Below are 21918 nucleotides of genomic sequence, written 5' to 3'. Positions count from 1 at the left end.
TTAAAGTTCTAAATACCTAGCCAAAATCTGTTGTATTTCTTCCAATTGATTAGGCTCTATTTGACCAAGAGCTTGAATCAATCTGCGTTTATCAAAAGTCATTGGATCGACACAAACCACAAAACTATTACTGCTAAGCCCATTAGTAACAGAAGGAATCAAAGGCACAATCACTGGACGTAGGCGATCGCTTGGATTAGCAGAAGTTATCGGTAACACAGTTACCCTACTGCGCTGATTAAAAGCAGTTCCAGAAATAATTACCGCAGGACGAGTTTTGAGAATTTCTGTACCAATCGAAGGATCGAAACACACTTGCCAGATACTTCCTAATCGATAATTGCTGCTTGCTGCCATGCCCTGTCCTCATCATTTAATCCATCTAATTCATCCAGCAACAAACAAGCCTCAACCATCGCCTGCTTTTCCTGCTGCTTCCGCCATGCTTGCAGTAACCCCTCAATAAGCCGACTGCGATTTTCTACGCGATCGTCAACGTAGCGAACTAACTCTTCTGGAAGAGAAATAGATACTTTCACAACTATTTTATACTACTCATAATACTACTCATAATGCTACTCATAGTAGCATATACATCAAATCGAGATCGCCTTTTGTAGAGATTATTGGTGCGATCGCCTCAAACTTCACGATTCCAGAAAAACGCCGATCTTGCGGAATTTTTGATAACGCATTTCTTGTAAATCTTCTACTGGTAATTTACTTAAGTGATCAAGATTTTCAACGATCGCTGCTTTCAGGTTTTCAGCAGCCTTTAATGGCAATCGATGCGCCCCACCCAATGGTTCATCAATCACATAATCGACAATGCCTAGACGCTTAAGATCGGGAGCCGTAATTTTTAAAGCTTCGGCAGCCTTGCCAGCCTTTGCCGAGTCGCGCCACAAAATCGCCGCACAAGCCTCAGGCGTTGCTACTGTATAAACCGAGTTTTCAAACATCATAATGTGATCGCCAATGCCGATCCCCAAGGCTCCACCAGATCCGCCTTCACCAATGACCGTGCAAATAATCGGCACGCCTAACCCAAACATTTGTCGTAAATTTGCCGCGATCGCCTCGCCTTGTCCTTGCTCTTCTGCCGACACTCCAGGATATGCCCCAGGCGTATCAATCAGAGTAATAATCGGCAATTTAAACCGATTAGCATGATCCATCAGACGCGCTGCTTTGCGATATCCCCCAGGAGAAGCCATACCAAAGTTGCGGGTCATGTTGTCCTTGGTGTCACGCCCCTTTTGATGCCCCAAAATTACCACAGGGCGATCATTGATGCGGGCGATACCACCCACTAATGCAGGGTCGTCATTACCTCTGCGATCGCCATGTAGCTCCATCCACTCATCGGTAATCGCTTGCACATAGTCAAGCGTACTAGGACGACGGGGATGCCTTGCGATCTGCATCCGTTGCATCGCACCTAGTCCCGAAAAAATCTCACGCCGCAAAAGCTCGGCTCGTTGCTCTAAAAGGTGAATCTGCTCAACCATATCCACATCGTTGTCATTCGCGAGTTCGCGGATTTGAGCGATGCGGGTTTCTAGTTCAACGATAGGCTTTTCAAAGTCAAGCAGGATTTGGCGATCGGCCATGATGCAATTTTTGTATAGTAGATACCAATTCTCAGATTAGCAGACAAAGGGCTAGTTATAGCGAGATGAGTTACTCATGATGGCGCTATAGTAAATGAAGGTCTTGACTAAGAAATGTAATGGCGCAAACACTTGATGCGGATGTAATTGTAATTGGCTCAGGATTGGGCGGACTGGTCACGGCGACGCAGTTGGCGGCGAAGGGGGCAAGTGTAATTGTCCTAGAGCGCTATTTGATTGCGGGTGGGAGTGGTGGCTATTTTGAGCGCAATGGTTACCGCTTTGATGTGGGCGCATCGATGATCTTTGGTTTTGGCGATCGCGGTACGACAAATCTCCTCACCCGTGCACTGGCGGCGGTGAATATGAAAATGGAGACGATTCCCGACCCTGTGCAGATCCATTATCATTTGCCGAATAATCTGGAAATTGAGGTGCATCGTGATTATGAGCAGTTTATTAAAGAATTAGGCGATCGCTTTCCCCATGAGCGTGAGGGGATTCGTAAATTTTACGATGAATGTTGGAAGATTTTTAATTGCTTAAATGCGATCGAGTTGCTGTCCCTCGAAGAATGGCGCTACTTGATGCGGGTGTTTTTTCAGAATCCCTTTGCTTGTTTGGGTTTAGCCGCCTATCTACCTCAAAATGCAGGTGATATCGCCAAGAAATATATTCGCGATCCTAAGTTGTTGCAATTCATCGATATGGAATGCTATTGCTGGTCAGTGGTTCCCGCCGATCGCACGCCAGCAATTAATGCAGGGATGGTCTTTAGCGATCGCCATTATGGAGGAATTAACTACCCAGTTGGTGGCGTGGGTAAGATTGCTGAAAAGCTAGCGGAAGGTTTGGACAAAGCGGGTGGCGAAATTCGCTATGGGGCAAGGGTTACTCAGATTATTCCCAAAGCAAAGTCGGGTAAAGGTGCGATCGGGGTCAAACTGGCGAATGGCGAAGTTCTCTATGCCAAGAAAGTCGTTTCCAATGCCACTCGCTGGGATACCTTTGGGAACTTGCTCAAGGATGAACCTCTGCCCAGTGGTGAAAAAGGTTGGCAATCACGTTATCAAAAATCCCCTAGTTTCCTCAGCTTACATCTTGGCGTTGAAGCTTCCGCAATTCCTGATGATGCAGCTTGTCACCATATTTTGTTGGAAGATTGGAACGATATGCAGAAAGAGCAAGGTACGATTTTTGTGTCGATTCCCACGCTGCTCGATCGCTCCCTTGCGCCTGAAGGCTATCATATTGTGCATACCTTCACGCCTAGCTGGATGCGTGAATGGGAAGGTTTATCTGCTTCGGAATATGAACAGAAGAAAAATGCGGCGGCAGAGAAGCTATGCGATCGCCTGTTAGCGATTTTCCCTAAACTAGAAGATTGTCTCGACTATCAAGAAATCGGTACACCCCGCAGCCATCGACGCTTCCTCGGTCGTGCGGATGGAACCTATGGACCAATTCCTGCGGGTAAGCCTTTAGGTCTTTTGGGAATGCCTTTTAATCGTACTTCTATTCCCGATTTATATTGTGTCGGTGATAGTACTTTCCCAGGACAGGGTTTAAATGCCGTTGCCTTTTCGGGTTTTGCCTGTGGGCATTTGGTTGCATCGTCATTAGGGCTTGTATAGAATGGGCTAAGCTGTATCAAAACGAACTCTGGAAGAATGGAGTGAGCAATAAAGATGGCGAAACTTTGCAATCCTTTGCTATGACAACATTTTAGAGCGATCGCCTACAACAAACCCTTTAACAGATAGATAATTGAGGCGATCGCCTAAAAATCACAACTCACAGTAATAGCGATCGCCTGTCTCAAAGTTTTCTATGCTTAGTCTTCATCTTCTTCAGACTCAAATCCCAACCATACGAGTAAGACATCTTCTAAGTCTTCCATTTGCTCTGATGTTAGATCTCCCAGTTTGCGTAAAAGTTTGGCATGAGGGATTGTGATGAGATTTTGCATGTCAAAAGCGCCTTCTCGTAAAAATTTAGCTTTCACTTTCACTTCAAATCTGGAATCGCGTAAACTTGTTGTATGTGGAACTAGGGTTACTAATGCTCGATCCCTATCTAGTGCTGGGATGCTAACAACTAAACATGGTCTGACTTTGGCGACATAGCCAAGATCGACTAGCCAAACTTCTCCACGATAGGGGCTATTCATGAGCTAATTCTTCTTCATCTAGTGTTAGGAAGATATCCTCGGCATTTAGCGTTAATTCTTCGTCAGATAATGGTTCAAAGTCTAAATAAACAGTACGCCTCAGAATTTCTGACAATAAATCTAATCTTTCTGAGTACGTTAGGTTGTCAAAGGTGTTTAGAAGCTCTTGTACTACCGCAGTCATAGCTTTATTCCTTAAGTTATATTTTATAGATTAACACGATCGCCACTTTACAAAAATCAAACAGCGATCGCCTTCAGCAAACCTATAGAAAATATATCATTGAAGCGATCGCCCCAAAATCACGACTCACGGTAATAGCGATCGCCTTTATGAAGATAGATGTTGATGTGAGCATATTTGACTTAGATTATGATCTGAGATAATTTGTCCTAACAAAGAAAGAAATGAACACAAATGCTATACGAACTTGAGGCAGGAAGAGAATTTTGCAATTGTGGAAATTTAATGAAGTCTGAAACTACATTTCGACATCAAAGTGGAGAGGATGAAACTCCTTACTACACAATCGAAATTTTTGAGATTTTTACTTGTCCATCTTGCAGTAAGGCTACTATCATATGTTATTCCACTCTAGGGAATGATGAAGAAGATGAAATGAATAGAGATAACATGGAGAGTGAATTCTATCGAGATTATCGTCGAACAGTTTTACATGCTCCTCGCAAGCAACTTCATTATGCAGTTCCTCGATATATTGCCGAAGTAACTTATCAAGCACAATCAGTTTTATCTAAGTCTTCACGTGCAAGCTTTATTTTATGTAGAGCAGTATTAGAGGAGATTTGCAACGATTTTAAGATTCCTTCCGAGGGGGTAAATAAAAAAGGAAAGAGTAACTTTATCAATCTTAAAGAAAGACTTACTCAATTATTTGAACAGGAAAAAATTTCAGAAGATTTAGTAGATATTATTCAAGGGATTAGAGATCTTGGTAATGAGGGAGCACATTCGGATCACCTAACATTTGCTAAGCAGGTAAAAGTTGAAGATGCAAACAGTCTATTAATGCTCGTAAATTATGTTGTTGAGCGTCTATATGTTGATAAGTACCGACAGCAGGAGGCGGAAGAGGAGTTGATCAAACTGAAAGAGAAAATTTTGACATCAGAGTAGCAAATAATAGTCTAAGACATAACATACTATAAGATTAATTTTATGGCTAATGAAAAGAATCTAACTCACGGGTTTATACAATGTGGACATTGTGGAAACCGCGCACCTATGAAAATTGTAGCTGAATACTACCTATCCACAGAGCATACTTATGACGATCCAGATGATGCGAATTATGACTACTGCAATGGGAGCATTTATGCAAAAGAAGGCTACCACCATAAATTGTTGCTCTGTTTAGTTTGTAAGGAGGTAACTTACTGGAGGTATTTTGATGCTGAATATTTAGAATGCTACGAAGAAGAAATCTTTTATCCATCAGAACCACACAAACTATCTGGATTACCTAATCAGATTCAAAAAGCATATGACATAGCAATTAAGGTGAGATTTATTGATGCTAATGCGTATGCAGTTCTATTAGGACGGATATTAGATATGATCTGCGAAGATCGTAAAGCATCAGGGGATACTTTAAATAAAAAACTAAAATGCTTAGCCGATAAAGGTGAAATTCCAGAGAAGTTAGTAAATGTAGCTCATAGTCTAAGGCAGTTAAGAAACTATGGCGCTCATGCTGATCTAGGAGAATTGACTAGTGATGAGATTCCTATATTAGATGACTTGTGCAAAGCCATTTTAGAGTATATATACAATGCTCCATATCTTGCTAAAAAAGCAGAACAAAGTCTAAATCTTTTAAAAGAAAAAAAGTTAAATAAACAAGACAACATTGAATGAAATAAATAAGTTTACCTTTCTATGGTTATGTGATTGTAATTATGAATGAACGAGATATTAACATCCAAGATATAAGGGATTCTGCCTCCCAACAAACAAATGAGCTACGTGAGATGGCTCGAACTCTTTCATTTTGGATGGATGGGGTACATTGTCCATCAGAAGGACAAAATTTAGAGTATGCAGTTCGATCTTACCTTCGGCGAAGAATCCCTCGACGTTTTGAAATATCTACTGGATTTATATCTACACTTGAAATTAATAGGCAAGTTGATAAAGAAGCAAAAGTTACTAGAAAAGTATCTCGACAGTTTGACATCATAATTTGGGATGCAGGTACTTTCCCACCCCTATTTCGTGCCGATGATTTTGTGATTGTCGTCCCAGAGTCGGTAAAAGTCATCATCGAAATAACTAAGACTTTAGATGATGACAAATTGTGGGGAGACTTAGACAAATTTGAAGATTTATATGAATTATATTCTCCTGAACGTCAGCTTTTTAGACCATACACCGCTATATTATCTTTTTCATCTAAACTTAAGTCGAAATCTAAGACTCAGATGAAATATTTTTTACAATATTTAGAAAGATTCTATCTCTTCCAATCAACAATACCTATATTATTTAGATATGGAATTTTCAGAAATCAACATCTTCGGGCTTATCCAGTTGCACTATCTAGTTTTCTTGACTCAATTTGTATACTAGATCAAGGGTTAATTAAAGGCAAAATAGAATCTGTGGGTAATAAGAGTGTTATTAGGTATATTGCTTATGCAAACGAGCCTAATATTGAAACCTCATTTGGTGTTTTTGAAAGAGATATAGTGTTACATCTTTCCCAATCTGCTGCTGAAGCTGCTGGACACAGAGAATCATCTATTGATGTGTATCGAGAGTTTATGAATATGACTGCACAAGGCGTTTGCGGCTCACTTATCATTGAAGACTGGGAGGAAATTCTACCAAGTCTCAATGTAATGGATAAGCCTAGTCCAATTACACATCAGTGTCCTAAAGGTATTCCGAATTGTTCAAGCTTTATTGGTGCAGATTTTGCAGATGATCATCCCCGACCAGCAATGTATATAGAAGAGTCTTCTAAGTCGAGTATTTGGGCATTTGAGCGGCATTCTAAAAATATTTTTGCTTGTGGTCAGTATTCTAAGGGTTATCGTGTGAAGTTATGGCGCTTATTTGTATTCAATGAAAATCGAAACGAAAGTTTTACCCGTTGCTACGAAATAGGAACACAGAGTTTTGTGGAAGCTATTGAAGATATTAAAGCTAATGCATGGAAAGATAATCAGAAAACTCCTAGGTAAGGTAATTATTAACCTAACTAGGTTTATTAACGGTAAACCAAAACCGATAGAATTAGAATATTCATGAAGAGCGATCGCCTAAAAATCACGACTCTCAGTAATAGCGATCGCCTTTAGGAGATAGATTGCTGATGCGATCGCCGATCTTGTCTGCTGCATTAATGAAGTGCGACGTACCTTATTTTTGTTTATACCGATACTGAGTTGAACACAGATACAAATTTTTAGTTAGACTAGAGTAAGTTCTTCCGCTACTGAGTAATAACTTTCAATCTAGGAGCAGCCATGCTAGACACAGCAACATTTGAGCAACGCTTGATAAACCTTGAACAAGTAGTATTCGATCTTCAACATAAATTTGAAAGTAATCCTAACTCTGACAATTGGCTCGATAGTCTCGTAGGCTCAATCTCTGACGACTCAGCTTTTCTTGAATCTCTAGAATATGGACGTGCTTTTCGGCAGTCTGACAAACCTATTGATGACACTGACAAATAATCGTGAAATATTTGCTCGATACCGACCACATCAGTTTTCTTCAGCGCCGTTCCAGTTCAGAGTTTATTCGATTAACTTTGCGGATGTCACAACATTCGCTCTCTGACTTTGCTTTATCAGTTATTAGTTTTCATGAGCAAGTAATTGGCGCTCATAGCTTCATCAATCGCGCCCAAACAAATACAGATATGGCTCGTGGATATGCGCTGTTGTTAGAAACTCTCAACAGTTTTGCAAAGGCTCCAGTTCTACCATTTGATGCTAAGGCGATCGCCATATTTGATGAGATGCGAAATCAGAAAGTTCGTGTGTCTACAATGGACTTGCGAATTGCAGCGATCGCCATTTCTAACAACTTGGTATTACTTACCCGAAATACTGGTGACTTCAGTAAAGTTCCGAGTTTAATAACCGAAGATTGGACTGTGTAGCGCAGAAGGGATTTCTTTCAGAATGTGTCCCGCCGCAAAGACAAATAATTATTAAGCGATCGCCTAGAAATCACGACTCACAGTAAGAGCGATCGCTGTGATGGTTAGGCAAAATCTAGATGATTGTTCATCCAGATCGCTGCTTGGGTGCGATCGCGCAAACCCAACTGACTAAAAATATTAGTAATATTATTTCTCACTGTCTTCTCGGAAATAAATAAGGTATCGGCGATTTCACGATTATTAGCACCTTTGGCAATTAGCCTCAAAATTTCCTGTTCTCTAGGTGTTAATTTTGCAAATTCCGATGGAACTTGGCTGGGAGGTTCAGGAGCAAGCAACTTAGTCGCTAATCCTGGTGATAGCTGCATATAGCCTTTATGTACTAAGCGAATTGCTTGGGTGAGTTCCTCAAAGGGAGTATCTTTGAGCAAATATCCAGCCGCATCGAAGCGCAAAGCTTGAGTGATATATTCGCGATCGTCAAAGGTTGTCATAATCAGCACTTTAACCTGTGGAAAAAGCTGACAAATCTCTTTTGTTGCGGCGACACCATCCATTTCAGGCATTCGCACATCCATCAATACGACATCAGGTTGTAGCGTTTTAACTAGAGCGATCGCCTCAATCCCATTTTTACCTTCACCAACTACTTGTAACTCTGCATCAGACTTCAATAGCGCTTTCATGCCGCGCCGAATTAAGTCTTGATCGTCAATTAAAAGAATCTGTATCATCGCAAATTATAATTTTCATTTGTGGGCAAAATGAAACCTGCTATATATTTCTGAACCTAGCAATGATTTTACAACCATTACCCTGTGATGTCTTAATTTCTAAGTTGCCAGATACTGCCATTACTCGTTCCTGCATCCCTTGCAGTCCAAATCCTGATGCATTTTGAGTAATATCGAATCCTTTGCCATTATCTTCGATCGCTATTTCTAGCTCTTGATTTTTTGCATGACAGGAGATATTTACAAAGCTTGCTTCAGAATGCTTGCTAATATTCGTCAGTGATTCTTGAACAATGCGATAAACGATGGTTTTTAGTTGTGGTGAAATTTGGCGATCGCTATCGATGAAATCGTCTATGTCAGTCTGAGAAGCAATCCCCGTCGATCGCTGAAACTCTTCAACTAGCGATTGAATTGCTGATTTAAGCGATCGCCCCCTCTAATGGCTCACCTCGTAACGCGCTCACTGATACTCGAACCTCTTTTAATGCAGTTGATCCAAGTTGTTTTGCTTCCAATAAAAGTTGTTTTGCTTCATCAGGATCGGATTGCAATAATCGCAAAGCTGCTTCTAGATGCAAATTAAAGCCTGTGAGCGAATGTCCCAAAGAGTCATGGATCTCACGGGCTATGCGGTTACGCTCCTGCACAGTGGCAAGTTCTTCTATCTGAATCGCATATTCTCTCAATCTCTTGTTCGCAATTAACAGTTCTTCTCGACTTTTGCGTTCGGATAAAGCTGACTCAACCAATAGTTGTAAAAACAGAAATACTAATCCCAGCATAATCAAAAATCCAACCCAATAGAGTAGGGTGCGATCGGGATCAATTTGCACCAATAGGCTCTGACTTCTCATCCGATCTGTAATGCAGATCAGTACTGAGAATAGGGCAAGTCCAGTCACACTCGATCGCGATCGCCCTTCTAGCATCACGCAATTGCGAATCACTAACACAATGAATAGTAATTGAAAAAGTGAAATATTGCCCTTGAGCGTCAACCAAAAAATCAAAGCGAATTCAGCAATGATATAAAACAATTTATGTAATGGAGTCTGCGGAAATGCGACTCCAAGGACTGCAAATATCAATATTCCAATTTCGTTAGAAATAACATCAGTTGGAGAGTTGAATTTATTCGCGACGAGAATTTGCGTAATCGCGACTAGACCAAGCAAAATCCATTCTAGGATTAGTAAAAGCTGCAATAAAGGCGATCGCGTATTTAATCGCGTTTTTATCCGAATTTGCATACAGCATTTTTCCGCTTGACGAATTGGGACAAATGTCCCGAACAGATCGGGACAAACATCACTGGCATAACTACTGGTGTTTGACATAGATTGTAAAGCATCAAAGAAAGCAACAAACACTTGCTACTTGAAAACAGGTTACTTCCAATCACAACTATCTGGAGTTAGTCATGCAGAAACCACAGAAATTAATATTGAGCTTCACATTAGCCTTAGGGCTTGCCACGATGGGGATATCTACTCCTGCCAATGCAAAAACAGTTACAGGTATCAAAGGTTCTACAGCAACTGCTAGCGGTGTAGTTGTTCCCAACCGTCAAGGTGGATATACTGGAACCGCCGAAGGTAATGTTAATGGAGTTAATGGTACTACTGCGAACAGAAAAGGGAAAGTGACAACCGATGGCAATGGAACTGCTAATTATACAGGTAGCGGCTCAGTAACCACCAAGGATGGTAACACCTACACAGGTACAACCACTGGAACCTCCAGCTATAACTCCACTACTGGATATAGCGGCAATAACACCACCACAGTCAACGACAGTACTTATTCAACTTCTACTCAAGACGGTTCAACTACAGTTACTACTCCAACAACCAGCAAAACGTTCACTCGTCGCCGCTAATTAGCTTTAGCCCAAATAAATCTTCAAAAGTGTTGCTTGGCAACACTTTTGAAGATTTCATTCTGGTTCGTTATTTCATTTGGATAAACTTCTATGCAAGACCTATTCATTCTCAAGGTTGCCCCATTTATAGCAGCAGCGATCGCGATCGAGTTAACTTTTCTATTCTGGTATCACAAATTGCCTCGATATTATTCTTGGAAAGAAAGCCTCGCCTCGCTTGGCGTATTTCTTGGCTATGTCGCATCAGGAAGCATTTCCAAAATATTTCTAGTCGGTTTGTCGATATGGATTTGGGAACATAGATTACTGACCGTCCCGCTTGATACTTGGTGGGGAATCTTTTTGTTGTTTTTAGCGATCGAGTTTTTTTATTACTGGCAACATCGCGCTTCCCATCGCATTCGTTGGATTTGGGCAAGCCATGCTGTGCATCACTCAGTTAATCATCTCAACCTTTCGGCGGCTTATCGCTTGGCATGGACTGGCTGGATATCAGGGAATTTCCTATTCTTTTTACCCCCTGTTTGGTTAGGATTTCATCCGATCGCAGTCGGGGTTGGTCTATCACTAAATCTGCTTTATCAATTTTGGATTCACAGCGAATTGATACCAAAACTCGGCATTTTAGAATGGATATTGAATACTCCATCACACCATCGCGTCCATCATGCTTCTAATCGAGCCTATATCGATCGCAACTATGGCGGGGTTTTAATTATCTTTGATCGCTTATTTGGCACATTCACTGAAGAAAATCTTGCCAATCCCCCTATCTACGGTTTAACTAAGCCAGTTCGTTCGCATAATCCAATTATAATTGCGCTACATGAGTGGGCAAGAATGTTTCGCGATATGCAGATGAATGCATCTTGGCGCGATCGCCTAGCGATCGCTTTAGGCTCTCCAAGTGGTGATGGTTGGGTGAAATCTCGTAATGTTAAGACGCGATCGCCTTCAGCAAACCTTTAACAGATAGATTGTTTAGGCGATCGCCTAAAACTCACGACTCACAATAATAACGATCACCTTCACAACCCCTTTAGTAGATAGATAATTGGGGTGATCGCACCTAATCCACCTCCCAATTATGACTTGCTGCATAATGACAAAACCGCTCCACAATTTCCGAACTTTGCTGCTGTCGCCACTTGATACCAATGGTTCGTTGAAAATCTAAATCGACAATTGGAATATAGACAATACCAGTTAGACCGCGCCATTTTGGCATAACGCTAATTCCCAGCCCCGCCTTTATCCAAGAGATTACCCACTCCTCTCGACTAGCGCGATATATTACCTTGGGATGAATATTCTTCGCTTCCAGAATATCGCATTCCCTTTCGGCAAATTCGCAATTGATGCGATCGATAAATGGGTATCCGTCCAATTCCATCAAGCGGACAGATGTACGTTGGGCAAAGGGATGATTAAGCGGTACTGCTAACAGTAAAGGTTGACTAAAAAGCGCGAGCGAGGATTGCGATTCTTCGCGATCGCCCAAAACCGTTATCGCCACATCAACTTCTCCTTCTTCTAACCAGTCCCGCAATTTTTCTTGCGTCCCATCCCGTAATTCAATAGTTACGCTAGGGGAATCTTGCTGAAATCGGCTGACTAAATCGGCTAACTCTGCCACACGTAAGGTTGTAAGCGCACCGAGCCTTAAGGTTGGCTGTTCGTGAAATCCCTTCAGCTCGTGTAGCGCCGCTTGATACTGCGCCATGATAATTGTCGCTTTCTCTAAGAAAGAACGCCCTGCTTGCGTTAAAACCGTGCGTCGCCCACCGCGCTCAAAGAGGGCAACGCCTAATTCTTGCTCTAGTTTCTTGATGCCCGTTGACAGAGAAGGTTGGGATAAATATAGGCGCTCGGCTGCTCGTGAAAAATTTCCAGTCTCGGCGATCGTCAAAAAGTAACGTACCTGATATAAATCCATCTATTGACATCCTTTATAGCTTCTATCATTAATATAGCCTTGCTAAATAGTTTAACATCCCGCAGTATGAATACATTGACTAGGGCAAATGAGAAATCTATTGAACCCACGTCTTCAAAAACAGTTATTTAAATGCAATTGGAGATTAGATCGTGACCATACAAACCGAAAGAGCGACCTCGCCCAAACTAATCCCAGGGCATATTGCGCCTAGCCTAGAGGTGAAAACCCTTGATGACAATGTTTGGAGCTTAGCGAAACAACCTACTGACAAATACACTGCGATCGTGTTTTATCGCGGACTTCATTGCCCTTTCTGTCAAGAATATGTTGTTAATGTAGACAAGAAACTGGCTGAATTCAATCAGCTTGGCGTAAATGTAATTGCCATCAGTGGCGATACATTAGAACGGGCGCAGGAATTCAAAGCCGTCACAAAAATCGAGAATCTGGCGATCGGTTATGGGCTGACTCAAGATGATATGCACCGCTGGGGTCTCTATATCAGTAAGGGACACTTTGAGAACGAGCCAGCGATCTTCAGCGAACCTGCCACTTTCATCATCAAGCCTGACGGTCGTCTTTACTATGCCAATATTGGCACGCATCCTTTTGCTCGTCCTGATTTGAGTATTCTCTTACGAGGATTGGACTACATCGTTCACCATGACTATCCATTCCGTGGAACTGAGTGGTAATCGATCAATATGGAAAGGGGAGGAAAACTTCCCCTTCTTATCATTTGCGTGAATTGTGGAATAGCTGCGATCGCTACGGGGTTCTCCACATTTTTCTAGGACACTACCCAGCTTTTATTTCTTTAACTTTATGGCAAACCAGAATTCTGGAGGATTTATTATGGATACCATTCGTTTCATCCTCGGTTCTTTTCACGGAATTTTAGACTAAGCTGCTGCCATTGTTCTAATTGCAGTCCCATTAGCGCTTAACTTCCAAACAACATCACCACTGGCTTTTTGGTTATCAGTTGCGGCTGGAATCCTACTAGTCACCTACAGTCTTATTACAGATTATGGTCTGAGTCTTGTGAAGTGGATTCCTTTTAACATTCATTTAATCCTAGATGCAGTTGCTGGGTTTGATTTTCTCGTTGCACCATTTTTGTTTGGGTTTGAGGGATTAATTCGTTGGTTTTACTTTGTTAACGGTGCGATCGTGCTGCTTCTGATCCTCGTCACCGATCCTCGAATTTCAAGAGTGGGAAATCGTTAAACTTCAAGATCTAATTACAAGAATAGGTGGTGACATATACAACAGGGTAACCACATCTTATTTTTAAAACGCTTGCTGAAAAAAGGTTTAACCCATTTTTGGATTTTGAAGCCAGAAAACCAAAGCCTTGCTCAGCAGGGCTTTTTTGACTAAATGTGTTTGCTCTCTTAGAACTATCAAGTGATGTAAACGCTATGAGCTTTTCGGTTGACATTGGCTCAATTAAATGAAATTTGTTCCACCCACGCTAAAATCTTAGCCAAATATTAATCTCGATTGAAAGTTCAAACCATGCCAAGCGAAGCAGTTGTTAAAACTATAGGACTGATTATTGCCCCTGTTGTAATGATTACAGCTTGTAGCATTATGCAGAATGGATTAATTGCTCACTATAATTCCCTAGAGGAACGTATACGCCAGGTGAATCACAAGATTATCAGTTTATTAGAAACAGATTTGAGCCAAAATAGCATTAAAACTGAACTTCCTGAAAATTTAGATTCTCAACTAGCGCTTAAAGCCGATCGCTTACATCATCTAGAGCACCATCTCTTACCACATTTATTCCATCGTCATCACATACTGCATGACGTTTTGGGATTGGTTTATCTTGCTATTCTGACACAAATATTGGATATGCTTGTGATTGCAATCGCAGTTACAACAGATGTTGGCTGGTTATCTCAACTTGTATTGGGGGTTTTCCTAATTGGGATTGGGATTTTGTTTGCGGGCATTGTGCTTGTTTCCTACGAATTACGTACATCCCATGAATCGATTCAGCTTGAAACCCATCATAATTGCCAGCAATGCAAGCAAAAGTCATACAAGAGCAAGCGATCGCCTAGAAATCACGCCTCACAGTAATAGCGATCGCCTTCAGCAAACCTTTAGCCGATAGATTATTGATGCGATCGCCTAGAAATCACGACTCATAATCAAAGTCCTAAAATCTTTGGCAAGTTAGCGATCGCTCGTTTAAATGGCTCGTTATTACCCAAACATCTAGATAAAATCAATGATCCCTCAATCTGGGCGATCGCATCTTCAGAATTATAATGAGCAACTTTTGTATCCTGCCCTGCCTCAACTAGAACATCAGCTACGGCATCGATCCATATAGATAGAGTTTGTTGAATCGGAGACTGAAATAAAGGTTGTGACTCCCCAATTGATAGAAGCTCTATAAAACAAGATGCGTTACCGCTGTCGTAAAACAGATCGATGGTTTTACCCATAGCACGAATCCGATCTAAGGGTTTGCCCTTCCCTTGTAGTGGTTTCAATAAATTTACTTCTAAATTTGCATGTAGACGATCGAGTACGGTCGCCGCCATCTCCTCTTTTCCTTTAGGGAAGTAATGGTACAAGCTAGCCCTACCCAGCCCAGTTGCTTCCGAAATTTTAGAAAGGGATGCGCCTTCATATCCATGTTGGCGGAACACGTCACTTAATTTAGCAACGATAGTATCTTTAGACATTTAATTACCTCTGCGTAAGTGTTACAAGGCAAGTTCTTTTGTTATTCAAATTAAAAAACACCCCCGCAGGATAGTCTTTTATCTAATTTTAGCTACAAACTTAGTAACACATTTTAATATTATACCAAATGTTCGGTGCATACAGCACCTTGCGTTAATTTAAAACCTAGAGAAGTTCATGAAAGCACCGCTTTGCGGTGCTTTCATGAACTTCTCTGTACTACTTAAAGGTTGAATAAGTACTTTAGCTTAATAAAAATCAAAACCCAAAGAAGCTGATTCGCCCGCAAAGCGGGCGAATCAGCTTCTTTGGGTTTTTAGCCTACCTACTTAGGCTGTATGCATCGATTCAAGCCCAAACAAAAAATCAAAAAAGGTGTTGACAATAAACCGATCGTTCGATATGATAAATATATCGAACGTTCAGTACACAAAACAAATTAAAGGATTACTTCCATGACTACTTACAACAACATCTCCATTGACGGTTTGAATATCTTTTATCGTGAAGCAGGGGCAAAGGATAAGCCTACAATCGTTTTACTGCATGGATATCCCGCTTCTTCTCATATGTATCGGGATTTGATGAACGAGTTGTCCGACCAATTTCATTTGATTGCCCCCGACTACCCTGGATTTGGCAATAGCGAAACGCCAGCGATCGACAAATTTGAATACAGCTTCGATCGCCTCGCCGAAATTACTGAGCACTTTCTTCAAGCATTGGGATTGAATCGCTTTAGCCTGTACGTGCAAGATTACGGTGCGCCCGTCGGCTTTAGAATTGCATCTCAACATCCCGATTGGATTCAAGCCTTGATCGTCCAGAATGGCAATGCCTACGAAGAAGGTTTGACTCCAGCTTGGCAAGCTTTTCGTGATTTGTGGAGCGATCGCAGCGAAGCAACTGAAGCCCCAGTGCGGGGATTCCTGACAAGAGATACAACCGTTTTCTTCTATACCGCTGGCACTAAATCTGCTCAGAATATCAACCCTGACAACTGGAATCTCGACCAATCCTTTTTAGATCGCCCAGAAAATGCGGCTGCACAAATGGAATTGTTTTACAACTATCGCGCCAACTTGGATCGCTATCCTCAATGGCATGAATATTTCCGCACCCATCAACCACCAACTTTGATTGTTTGGGGTAAGAACGATCCGTTTTTTGGTCCAGAGGGAGCAAATGCTTTTAAACGGGATCTAAAGAATGCCGAAGTGCATCTTCTCGATACAGGACATTTTGCCCTAGATGAAGAAGGAGAAGCGATCGCATCCCATATCCGTCGCTTCCTTCCAGCTAATATCGCATTTCAGTAAATTGAAATTAGGGCTTACACAAAAGAATCTAATGTAGTGGCAATTCATGAATTGCCACTACTAATTATTGAGTCCGACACCCAAGGATTAAGCGTGAATTCATTGGTGAAGTACTCGATGAAACAACGCACCTTGGCAGGAATAAATCGACCTCGGCGATAGACAGCATAAATTGGCAGAGATATGGGCTGATAATCCTTCAGGATTACTTGCAAATCTTCAGAATGGATCAGATCGCCCAGTACCCAAACAGGGCAAACCGCAATTCCTAAACCTGATAAAATCGCCTCCCGAATCCCATTAGAACTATCCACTTGCAGATTCCCCTTCACAAGGACTTGGGTCGTCCCACCCGATGGAAGTTGAAAGTGCCAATTATTGCCTGTTGTCAGATTGGAATAGACGATGCAGTTGTAATTGACCAAATCGGCAGGTGTTTTCGGCACTTCGCGCTCGCGAAAATAATCAACAGAAGCAACCGTCACTCGCCGCGTGACACCAATCCGATGCACGATTAAGCTCGGATCGCGTACTTCTCCGACTCGAATGGCAAGATCGATGCCCTCTTCGAGAAAATCGACAAAGCGATCGCTCATTGATAAATCTAGTTGCAGATCGGGATAGCGACTGAGAAATCCCTTTAGATAAGGAATGATTTGGTACTGTCCAAAGGCAACGGAGCAATTTACGCGCAACTTGCCAACTAGGTTTTGGCGCTTACCTACACTAGCGATCGCCTCCGCAGCAGCATCCAAAAGCAATTGGCAATGCTCTAAGAAGCGCTCTCCCTCCTGCGTTAGCTGGAGCTTGCGCGTCGAACGGGTTAGGAGCTGCACGTCCAAATACTCTTCTAGGGCAGCAATTTGTTTGCTAATCGCAGGTTGAGTGGTGTCGAGTTCCTTTGCCACTGCTGAAAAGCTACCAGTTTCCACAACACGCACAAAGCTTTTAATGCAGTCGAGGCGATCCATAGGTTGATCTATGCCAAATAAGGATAAATCATATTCCATTTTACTGTCTTATCAAACGAATTAGAATAGGTCAATATTAGAGACATAGAAAGCGGGTGAGTCAAACACCAGCTAAGAACGCCCAAAAAGCAAATTGCTTTATTCAAATTAAGCAAACCCAAACAGACCAAACCCAAACAGACCAAACCCAAACCATACAAAACTGGAGATTATTATGAACATTCAAGGATCGATCGCATTTGTGACAGGCGCAAATCGAGGCATTGGCAAAGCTGATGTCGAAGCTTTAGTCAAAGCAGGTGCAGGCCGCATTTACGCTACAGCCCGTTCGATTGAATCGCTCAAGGATATCGTCGCGATCGCTCCAGATCGAATTATTCCCATTGCCTTGGACATTACCAATCCCGAACAAGTGATAGAAGCGGCTCAAAAGGCTCAAGATGTCACCCTCTTGATTAACAATGCTGGTGTATTGGGTGCTGGAGGCTTGTTCGTTGATAGCAGTGTAGAAACAGCTCAGTGGGAGATGAATACCAATTACTTCGGCACTCTCTCAATGGTTCGTGCTTTCGCGCCAATTTTGAAAAGTAATGGTGGCGGTGCGATCGTCAACATTCTATCGGTGGTATCTGTTGCGAATGCCCCTGTATTTAGCTCCTATAGCGCTTCTAAAGCTGCCCTCAATTCTTTGACTCAAGGCATTCGCGCCGAACTTGCTTCACAAGGAACGCAAGTGATTGGTGTATTCCCTGGTCCAGTGGATACAGATATGGCTGAAGCAATTCCCATGGATAAGGTTTCTCCGCTCGAAGTTGCTAATTTGATTTTGCAAGCAGTCGAGCAGGGCATTGAAGATGTCTATCCCGATCCTGTTTCTCAAGGAGTATTTTCTGAGATTCAGGCTCCTCTCAAGGCAGTCGAGAAGCAGTTTGCTGGTTGGATGCCTCAATAAAACTGCGATCGTGTTCTAGATTTTGAATTACACTAAAAGACAAAATGGCGTAGCCATTTTGTCTTTTAAAAGATCTTACTAGACATGTTAGCGATCTCCATCAGCAAACCTTTAGCTGATGGGTAATTGAGGTGATCTAAAAATAGGATATGCGTTAATTTGTACTTAAATATCGAAACCAAACCGCAGTTACGTCATAAACTCCAGACAGATAGAATTTTTCAGCCGCAATTCATCGTATTTGATAAAATTTTTCAGCCGCAACTCATTTTGGCAGTTTAAACTGACTAGCAAGTTCTTCATCTAGAAGAACTTGCTAGTCAAGAACAAAATTATAAGAGGATATGATGGATAATAGATACTCGTTTGTTGGCGGCAAGGAAGGTCTATGGCAGGTAATAGATGTGCGGGGCATTGCTGGATCTTCTTTAGAACTCGTTAAAAGAGTAAATGTAGTAAATGATGCTGTCGCGGAATTGCCATTGGATAGTTCATGGGTTTTACAAAGTTTTACCAGCAATATTCGCTATGCTATGCGTGATGAAGTTACTGCTCTTCGGGCAGTGCAACCTGTACTGAATCGCTCGGAAGCCATTTCTGCGGTGCTGATTCCGATTAAAAAAACTGTCCAGTGGTGGGAAATGGCACAAGATGAGCGGCGGGCAATTTTTGAGGAAGAGTCGCATCATACGACTGTTGGCTTGGAGTATCTTCCAGGGGTTGCACGGCGGCTGCTTCATTGTCGCGATCTCGGAGAACCATTTGATTTTCTCACTTGGTTTGAATTTGCGCCTGAGCACACCAAGGATTTTGATGAATTACTGCTACGGATGCGCGCAAGCAAAGAGTGGGAGTATGTCGAACGAGAAGTTGAGGTTCGCTTGATTCGAGATGGCATCTTATAAATTGGTCTAAAACCCCAGCAATCGCCTTCAGCAAACCCTCTAGCAGATAGATGATTGAGAGGCGATCGCCTATAAATCACGCCTCACAGTATTAGCGATCGCCTTGAGAAGATAGATTGTTGATGAGATCGCCTGATTCGGAGGATTTGTGAAGAGTTGGGGATTGATGTGCCGTTATAATTTAGGCAATAGAAAATAATATTTTGCTAAATTTATGAATAACACTTAAGGAAATTGACACTTATGCTAACTTTGCAGATTACAAAAGATCAGGTTTTTACTTTGATCGATCAACTTTCACTTAATGAACAACAAGAAGTTTTAGAATACTTAGTCGAAAAAACCCGTGAGGATCTTGATGATACCCCTGATGATATTGTTGTCGAGGGTATTAGACAAGGACTCAAAGAGGCGATGAGTGGTCAAACTATTCCTCTATCTCAGATGTGGGAGGGGATTGATGTCGAGTAATTCCATCGAAATTTTTTTGACTTCCCGTTTTAAAAAAGATCTTAGTCAATTAGCTAAACGTTATCGTTCAATTCGTAAGGATCTAGAACCTCTGGTTGAGCAACTAAAATCAGGAGAAGTTCTAGGCGATCAAATTTCTGGTTTGAATAATCAAGTATTTAAGGTTCGTCTCAAAAACAGCAATATTCAAAAGGGGAAAAGTGCGGGTTATCGGGTTATTTATTATGTGAAAACTGAAACCAGTGTGGTTTTGGTGACGATTTATTCTAAATCCGACACATCAGATATAGAGAATAATGCGATCGAAAAAATTATTAAAGAATTTGTGGGGAATAAGGAATGAGTAATAGGTTAAAGGTTAAAGGTTAAACAAAAAAGTTCCTAAGTTGAGATTTTTTGAGTTTGATCGCCTAAAAATCACGACTCATAGTAGTAGCGATCGCCTTTAGGAGATAGATTGTTAATGCGATCGCCTATAAATCAGGGCTTACAATACTAGCGATCGCGGGTTTTTAAGGTTAGGTTGAGGCGATCGCGATCAAGCCTAGTATTGACAAGTGAGTTATTATCATATTGATTGCTTTAGGTAATTGATTATGAAATGGGAAGAAGTTTGTGAGAATAAACAGCTACAAGATTTACCCTTCAAAATTGAATTAAATAAGTGGGGGCAAATCATAATGAGTCCAGTCAAAATCAAACATTCTTTTCACCAAGGAAGACTCCAACGTTTATTGGAGTCTTTGTTGAGTAATGGGGAAGTGATGCCAGAATGTGCGATCGACACAGCAGATGGTGTTAAAGTTGCTGATGTTGTCTGGTGTTCTGCGGAAAGATTTGACAAAATTCAGGATGAAGTATCAGCATCTATTGCTCCAGAAATTTGTATAGAAGTTAAATCTATTGGGAATACTTTGAGTGAAATGGAATTCAAGAAAAAGTTGTATTTTGAAGCCCAAGCTCTTGAGGTATGGCTATGTAATGAAAAAGGTGAAATAAGATTTTATAATGAGCAAGGGGAATTAGAGCAATCTTTGTTAGTTCCTGATTTCCCGAAGCAAATTAAACGATAATTATATTTATTGTGTTTGATGGAATAGGATTGAGGCGATCGCCAGTTGTAGAGATTGATGTTCGTCTTTACGAAACGGATTGTTGACGCGATCGCCTAGAAATCACGCCTCACAGTAATAGCGATCGGCTTTAGGAGATAGATTGTTAATGCGATCGCAAACAAAGCCCAAGAGTAAAATAATCCCTCTAGCTAAGTCTGGGATCAGATCTAAAAATTTGCGAGGTTCTGGCTCAACTTGCTTATTTTTGTATAAGGGATTTCCAATCTTTAAATCGTCCCAATATGTTGAAGCTCCAAGCAAGGACACGCATTTAGGTTTGAGGTTGGGACGATTAATTCCTTGGAAGTCCCTAAGTGGATGAGGTTTATATAACTAAATAATACATGAATGTTTCCGTCTAATACATAGTTATGCCGCTTCGGTTATAGGTCGTGGGCATAGTTGAAACCTTATCGGTCATCTCCTCCCAGCCACCACGATACAATTTAGCTTTTAACGAAATTCTGTATGCTGACTGAACAAAACAAAGCTCTCGTTCTCCAGTTCTACAAAGCCTTTGATGATCGCCAGATAGATCGGGCTTTAGATCTTTTGGCTCCAAATTTTATTGCTCATATGGCAGGGATGCCAAAGGCATTGGATGGAGAAGAGTTCAAGCAGTTTGGGATGGCGTTTTATTTAGCCTTCAGTCAGGGGCAACACAATTTTGATGAGGTCATTGTTTCAGGCGATAGGGTTGTAACGTGCGGAACATTCACAGCGACGCATCTTGGAGAATTTCAAGGTCTTCCACCAACGGGCAAGCAAATCAGCTTATCGATCATGCATATTGATCGCATTGAGGACGGAAAAATTGTAGAGCATTGGGGGCAGGGCGATGCTCTTGGATTGATGCAGCAGCTTGGAGTTATTTTCTTGCCTGGTCCAAAATTATTGCCGCATATCTTGAAAGGCGTTGCATCCAAACTGTTTAAAAAATCCGATTAGGAATGAAGAATAGATAAGGATCGTAGTTGCCAGCAGCAGAACACT

Annotated in this window: 31 protein-coding genes; 18 read left to right on the top strand and 13 right to left on the bottom strand. The window is 41.6% G+C overall.

Annotated elements, in window-relative coordinates; all coding sequences use genetic code 11:
* The 3 genes from APA_RS19450 to APA_RS19440 all read right to left on the bottom strand — a co-directional run bounded on the left by APA_RS19450 (position 1) and on the right by APA_RS19440 (position 1613).
* Positions 1–357: a type II toxin-antitoxin system PemK/MazF family toxin gene (locus APA_RS19450; RefSeq protein WP_201323893.1), complete on the bottom strand. Its 357-nt coding sequence runs from the start codon at positions 355–357 to the stop codon at positions 1–3.
* Positions 330–539 (bottom strand): hypothetical protein, encoded by a 210-nt coding sequence (locus APA_RS19445; protein ID WP_201323892.1) that lies wholly within the window; start codon positions 537–539, stop codon positions 330–332. The genes APA_RS19450 and APA_RS19445 overlap by 28 nt, the downstream gene beginning before the upstream one ends.
* A 108-nt stretch (positions 540–647) precedes the next feature.
* Positions 648–1613 carry an acetyl-CoA carboxylase carboxyltransferase subunit alpha gene (locus APA_RS19440; RefSeq protein WP_201323891.1) on the bottom strand — a complete coding sequence of 322 codons (966 nt, stop codon included), beginning with the start codon at positions 1611–1613 and terminating at the stop codon, positions 648–650.
* 119 nt (positions 1614–1732) lie between these two features.
* Here APA_RS19440 and crtH point away from each other — a divergent pair, with 119 nt between their 5' ends.
* A complete protein-coding gene (gene crtH, locus APA_RS19435) occupies positions 1733–3247 on the top strand; it encodes a carotenoid isomerase (RefSeq protein WP_201323890.1) in 1515 nt (504 codons plus the stop codon).
* A 200-nt stretch (positions 3248–3447) separates the two neighbouring features.
* Here crtH and APA_RS19430 read toward each other — a convergent pair whose 3' ends face one another.
* Both APA_RS19430 and APA_RS19425 read right to left on the bottom strand, forming a co-directional pair.
* On the bottom strand, positions 3448–3783 hold the full coding sequence (locus tag APA_RS19430) for a type II toxin-antitoxin system PemK/MazF family toxin (RefSeq protein WP_201323889.1): 336 nt from the start codon (positions 3781–3783) through the stop codon (positions 3448–3450).
* Complete coding sequence (locus APA_RS19425) at positions 3776–3967, bottom strand: hypothetical protein (RefSeq protein WP_201323888.1); 192 nt, start codon at positions 3965–3967, stop codon at positions 3776–3778. The genes APA_RS19430 and APA_RS19425 overlap by 8 nt, the downstream gene beginning before the upstream one ends.
* Before the next feature lie 234 nt (positions 3968–4201).
* Between APA_RS19425 and APA_RS19420 the strand changes: the two genes are divergently transcribed.
* The 5 genes from APA_RS19420 to APA_RS19400 all read left to right on the top strand — a co-directional run bounded on the left by APA_RS19420 (position 4202) and on the right by APA_RS19400 (position 7919).
* Positions 4202–4921 carry a DUF4145 domain-containing protein gene (locus tag APA_RS19420; RefSeq protein WP_201323887.1) on the top strand — a complete coding sequence of 240 codons (720 nt, stop codon included), beginning with the start codon at positions 4202–4204 and terminating at the stop codon, positions 4919–4921.
* Between the two features lie 42 nt (positions 4922–4963).
* Entirely contained in the window at positions 4964–5662 is a 699-nt protein-coding gene (locus tag APA_RS19415) for a DUF4145 domain-containing protein (RefSeq protein WP_201323886.1), read from the top strand.
* Between the two features lie 41 nt (positions 5663–5703).
* A complete protein-coding gene (locus tag APA_RS19410; protein WP_201323885.1) occupies positions 5704–6990 on the top strand; it encodes a DUF6602 domain-containing protein in 1287 nt (428 codons plus the stop codon).
* Positions 6991–7275: 285 nt separating this feature from the next.
* Positions 7276–7488, top strand: coding sequence for a transferase hexapeptide repeat containing protein (locus APA_RS19405; protein ID WP_201320611.1), 213 nt, complete (start codon positions 7276–7278; stop codon positions 7486–7488).
* 2 nt (positions 7489–7490) lie between these two features.
* Positions 7491–7919 (top strand): type II toxin-antitoxin system VapC family toxin, encoded by a 429-nt coding sequence (locus tag APA_RS19400; RefSeq protein ID WP_201320612.1) that lies wholly within the window; start codon positions 7491–7493, stop codon positions 7917–7919.
* A 104-nt stretch (positions 7920–8023) separates the two neighbouring features.
* Here APA_RS19400 and APA_RS19395 read toward each other — a convergent pair whose 3' ends face one another.
* The 3 genes from APA_RS19395 to APA_RS19385 form a co-directional block, all read right to left on the bottom strand.
* Positions 8024–8656 carry a response regulator transcription factor gene (locus APA_RS19395; protein WP_201323884.1) on the bottom strand — a complete coding sequence of 211 codons (633 nt, stop codon included), beginning with the start codon at positions 8654–8656 and terminating at the stop codon, positions 8024–8026.
* A gap of 40 nt (positions 8657–8696) precedes the next feature.
* Entirely contained in the window at positions 8697–8927 is a 231-nt protein-coding gene (locus APA_RS25860; RefSeq protein ID WP_374101376.1) for a sensor histidine kinase, read from the bottom strand.
* Positions 8928–9078: 151 nt separating this feature from the next.
* Entirely contained in the window at positions 9079–9996 is a 918-nt protein-coding gene (locus APA_RS19385; protein WP_201323883.1) for a sensor histidine kinase, read from the bottom strand.
* A gap of 83 nt (positions 9997–10079) precedes the next feature.
* Between APA_RS19385 and APA_RS19380 the strand changes: the two genes are divergently transcribed.
* Positions 10080–10538, top strand: a complete 459-nt coding sequence (locus tag APA_RS19380; protein WP_201323882.1) for a hypothetical protein — start codon at positions 10080–10082, stop codon at positions 10536–10538.
* A gap of 93 nt (positions 10539–10631) precedes the next feature.
* Entirely contained in the window at positions 10632–11510 is an 879-nt protein-coding gene (locus tag APA_RS19375) for a sterol desaturase family protein (protein WP_201323881.1), read from the top strand.
* A 100-nt stretch (positions 11511–11610) separates the two neighbouring features.
* Here APA_RS19375 and APA_RS19370 read toward each other — a convergent pair whose 3' ends face one another.
* A complete protein-coding gene (locus tag APA_RS19370; protein ID WP_201323880.1) occupies positions 11611–12477 on the bottom strand; it encodes a LysR family transcriptional regulator in 867 nt (288 codons plus the stop codon).
* Between the two features lie 152 nt (positions 12478–12629).
* On the opposite strand from APA_RS19370, the gene APA_RS19365 reads away from it, so the two are divergent.
* Positions 12630–13175, top strand: a complete 546-nt coding sequence (locus APA_RS19365) for a peroxiredoxin-like family protein (RefSeq protein ID WP_201323879.1) — start codon at positions 12630–12632, stop codon at positions 13173–13175.
* Positions 13176–13524: 349 nt separating this feature from the next.
* Positions 13525–13710 (top strand): hypothetical protein, encoded by a 186-nt coding sequence (locus APA_RS19360; protein ID WP_201323878.1) that lies wholly within the window; start codon positions 13525–13527, stop codon positions 13708–13710.
* Between the two features lie 10 nt (positions 13711–13720).
* Here APA_RS19360 and APA_RS25290 read toward each other — a convergent pair whose 3' ends face one another.
* Positions 13721–13924, bottom strand: coding sequence for a hypothetical protein (locus APA_RS25290; protein WP_236579882.1), 204 nt, complete (start codon positions 13922–13924; stop codon positions 13721–13723).
* Positions 13925–14001: 77 nt separating this feature from the next.
* On the opposite strand from APA_RS25290, the gene APA_RS19355 reads away from it, so the two are divergent.
* Positions 14002–14577 (top strand): DUF2721 domain-containing protein, encoded by a 576-nt coding sequence (locus tag APA_RS19355; RefSeq protein WP_201323877.1) that lies wholly within the window; start codon positions 14002–14004, stop codon positions 14575–14577.
* Positions 14578–14648: 71 nt separating this feature from the next.
* Here APA_RS19355 and APA_RS19350 read toward each other — a convergent pair whose 3' ends face one another.
* Positions 14649–15191 carry a TetR/AcrR family transcriptional regulator gene (locus APA_RS19350; RefSeq protein ID WP_201323876.1) on the bottom strand — a complete coding sequence of 181 codons (543 nt, stop codon included), beginning with the start codon at positions 15189–15191 and terminating at the stop codon, positions 14649–14651.
* A 456-nt stretch (positions 15192–15647) separates the two neighbouring features.
* Between APA_RS19350 and APA_RS19345 the strand changes: the two genes are divergently transcribed.
* Positions 15648–16511: an alpha/beta fold hydrolase gene (locus APA_RS19345; RefSeq protein WP_201323875.1), complete on the top strand. Its 864-nt coding sequence runs from the start codon at positions 15648–15650 to the stop codon at positions 16509–16511.
* A 44-nt stretch (positions 16512–16555) separates the two neighbouring features.
* On the opposite strand, the gene APA_RS19340 is transcribed toward APA_RS19345, so the two are convergent.
* Positions 16556–17482 carry a LysR family transcriptional regulator gene (locus APA_RS19340; protein ID WP_201323899.1) on the bottom strand — a complete coding sequence of 309 codons (927 nt, stop codon included), beginning with the start codon at positions 17480–17482 and terminating at the stop codon, positions 16556–16558.
* A gap of 214 nt (positions 17483–17696) precedes the next feature.
* Here APA_RS19340 and APA_RS19335 point away from each other — a divergent pair, with 214 nt between their 5' ends.
* The 5 genes from APA_RS19335 to APA_RS19315 all read left to right on the top strand — a co-directional run bounded on the left by APA_RS19335 (position 17697) and on the right by APA_RS19315 (position 20883).
* On the top strand, positions 17697–18434 hold the full coding sequence (locus APA_RS19335; RefSeq protein ID WP_201323874.1) for an SDR family oxidoreductase: 738 nt from the start codon (positions 17697–17699) through the stop codon (positions 18432–18434).
* Positions 18435–18781: 347 nt separating this feature from the next.
* A complete protein-coding gene (locus APA_RS19330) occupies positions 18782–19339 on the top strand; it encodes a chlorite dismutase family protein (RefSeq protein WP_201323873.1) in 558 nt (185 codons plus the stop codon).
* 243 nt (positions 19340–19582) lie between these two features.
* Positions 19583–19810, top strand: coding sequence for a hypothetical protein (locus tag APA_RS19325; protein ID WP_201323872.1), 228 nt, complete (start codon positions 19583–19585; stop codon positions 19808–19810).
* A complete protein-coding gene (locus APA_RS19320) occupies positions 19800–20153 on the top strand; it encodes a type II toxin-antitoxin system RelE/ParE family toxin (protein ID WP_201323871.1) in 354 nt (117 codons plus the stop codon). The genes APA_RS19325 and APA_RS19320 overlap by 11 nt, the downstream gene beginning before the upstream one ends.
* Positions 20154–20406: 253 nt before the next feature.
* The gene (locus APA_RS19315; RefSeq protein ID WP_201323870.1) at positions 20407–20883 is read left to right on the top strand and encodes a Uma2 family endonuclease; all 477 of its coding nucleotides are present in this window, start codon (positions 20407–20409) and stop codon (positions 20881–20883) included.
* A gap of 102 nt (positions 20884–20985) precedes the next feature.
* Here the strand turns inward: APA_RS19315 and APA_RS19310 are convergent, their stop codons facing one another.
* A complete protein-coding gene (locus APA_RS19310; RefSeq protein ID WP_201323869.1) occupies positions 20986–21192 on the bottom strand; it encodes a hypothetical protein in 207 nt (68 codons plus the stop codon).
* Positions 21193–21393: 201 nt separating this feature from the next.
* Between APA_RS19310 and APA_RS19305 the strand changes: the two genes are divergently transcribed.
* On the top strand, positions 21394–21873 hold the full coding sequence (locus tag APA_RS19305) for an ester cyclase (protein WP_201323868.1): 480 nt from the start codon (positions 21394–21396) through the stop codon (positions 21871–21873).
* Positions 21874–21918: the final 45 nt, after the last annotated feature.

Origin of the sequence: Pseudanabaena sp. lw0831 (genome assembly GCF_016584665.1) — a bacterium.
Lineage (GTDB): Bacteria > Cyanobacteriota > Cyanobacteriia > Pseudanabaenales > Pseudanabaenaceae > Pseudanabaena.
The sequence above is the reverse complement of the archived record's forward strand: the minus strand, read 5'-3'. Positions and strand labels throughout refer to the sequence as shown.

Bases quoted from the DNA above. Each gene is read 5' to 3' on its own strand.
- APA_RS19340 (WP_201323899.1), bottom strand. From the start codon at position 17,482: ATGGATCGCCTCGACTGCATTAAAAGCTTTGTGCGTGTTGTGGAAACT.
- APA_RS19315 (WP_201323870.1), top strand. From the start codon at position 20,407: ATGAAATGGGAAGAAGTTTGTGAGAATAAACAGCTACAAGATTTACCC.
- APA_RS19385 (WP_201323883.1), bottom strand. From the start codon at position 9,996: ATGTCAAACACCAGTAGTTATGCCAGTGATGTTTGTCCCGATCTGTTC.
- APA_RS19380 (WP_201323882.1), top strand. From the start codon at position 10,080: ATGCAGAAACCACAGAAATTAATATTGAGCTTCACATTAGCCTTAGGG.
- APA_RS19305 (WP_201323868.1), top strand. From the start codon at position 21,394: ATGCTGACTGAACAAAACAAAGCTCTCGTTCTCCAGTTCTACAAAGCC.
- APA_RS19430 (WP_201323889.1), bottom strand. From the start codon at position 3,783: ATGAATAGCCCCTATCGTGGAGAAGTTTGGCTAGTCGATCTTGGCTAT.
- APA_RS19395 (WP_201323884.1), bottom strand. From the start codon at position 8,656: ATGATACAGATTCTTTTAATTGACGATCAAGACTTAATTCGGCGCGGC.
- APA_RS19325 (WP_201323872.1), top strand. From the start codon at position 19,583: ATGCTAACTTTGCAGATTACAAAAGATCAGGTTTTTACTTTGATCGAT.
- crtH (WP_201323890.1), top strand. From the start codon at position 1,733: ATGGCGCAAACACTTGATGCGGATGTAATTGTAATTGGCTCAGGATTG.
- APA_RS19355 (WP_201323877.1), top strand. From the start codon at position 14,002: ATGCCAAGCGAAGCAGTTGTTAAAACTATAGGACTGATTATTGCCCCT.
- APA_RS19450 (WP_201323893.1), bottom strand. From the start codon at position 357: ATGGCAGCAAGCAGCAATTATCGATTAGGAAGTATCTGGCAAGTGTGT.
- APA_RS19375 (WP_201323881.1), top strand. From the start codon at position 10,632: ATGCAAGACCTATTCATTCTCAAGGTTGCCCCATTTATAGCAGCAGCG.
- APA_RS19370 (WP_201323880.1), bottom strand. From the start codon at position 12,477: ATGGATTTATATCAGGTACGTTACTTTTTGACGATCGCCGAGACTGGA.
- APA_RS19415 (WP_201323886.1), top strand. From the start codon at position 4,964: ATGGCTAATGAAAAGAATCTAACTCACGGGTTTATACAATGTGGACAT.
- APA_RS19425 (WP_201323888.1), bottom strand. From the start codon at position 3,967: ATGACTGCGGTAGTACAAGAGCTTCTAAACACCTTTGACAACCTAACG.
- APA_RS19350 (WP_201323876.1), bottom strand. From the start codon at position 15,191: ATGTCTAAAGATACTATCGTTGCTAAATTAAGTGACGTGTTCCGCCAA.
- APA_RS19335 (WP_201323874.1), top strand. From the start codon at position 17,697: ATGAACATTCAAGGATCGATCGCATTTGTGACAGGCGCAAATCGAGGC.
- APA_RS25290 (WP_236579882.1), bottom strand. From the start codon at position 13,924: ATGTCAACCGAAAAGCTCATAGCGTTTACATCACTTGATAGTTCTAAG.
- APA_RS19440 (WP_201323891.1), bottom strand. From the start codon at position 1,613: ATGGCCGATCGCCAAATCCTGCTTGACTTTGAAAAGCCTATCGTTGAA.
- APA_RS19410 (WP_201323885.1), top strand. From the start codon at position 5,704: ATGAATGAACGAGATATTAACATCCAAGATATAAGGGATTCTGCCTCC.
- APA_RS19320 (WP_201323871.1), top strand. From the start codon at position 19,800: ATGTCGAGTAATTCCATCGAAATTTTTTTGACTTCCCGTTTTAAAAAA.
- APA_RS19330 (WP_201323873.1), top strand. From the start codon at position 18,782: ATGGATAATAGATACTCGTTTGTTGGCGGCAAGGAAGGTCTATGGCAG.
- APA_RS19345 (WP_201323875.1), top strand. From the start codon at position 15,648: ATGACTACTTACAACAACATCTCCATTGACGGTTTGAATATCTTTTAT.
- APA_RS19420 (WP_201323887.1), top strand. From the start codon at position 4,202: ATGCTATACGAACTTGAGGCAGGAAGAGAATTTTGCAATTGTGGAAAT.
- APA_RS19405 (WP_201320611.1), top strand. From the start codon at position 7,276: ATGCTAGACACAGCAACATTTGAGCAACGCTTGATAAACCTTGAACAA.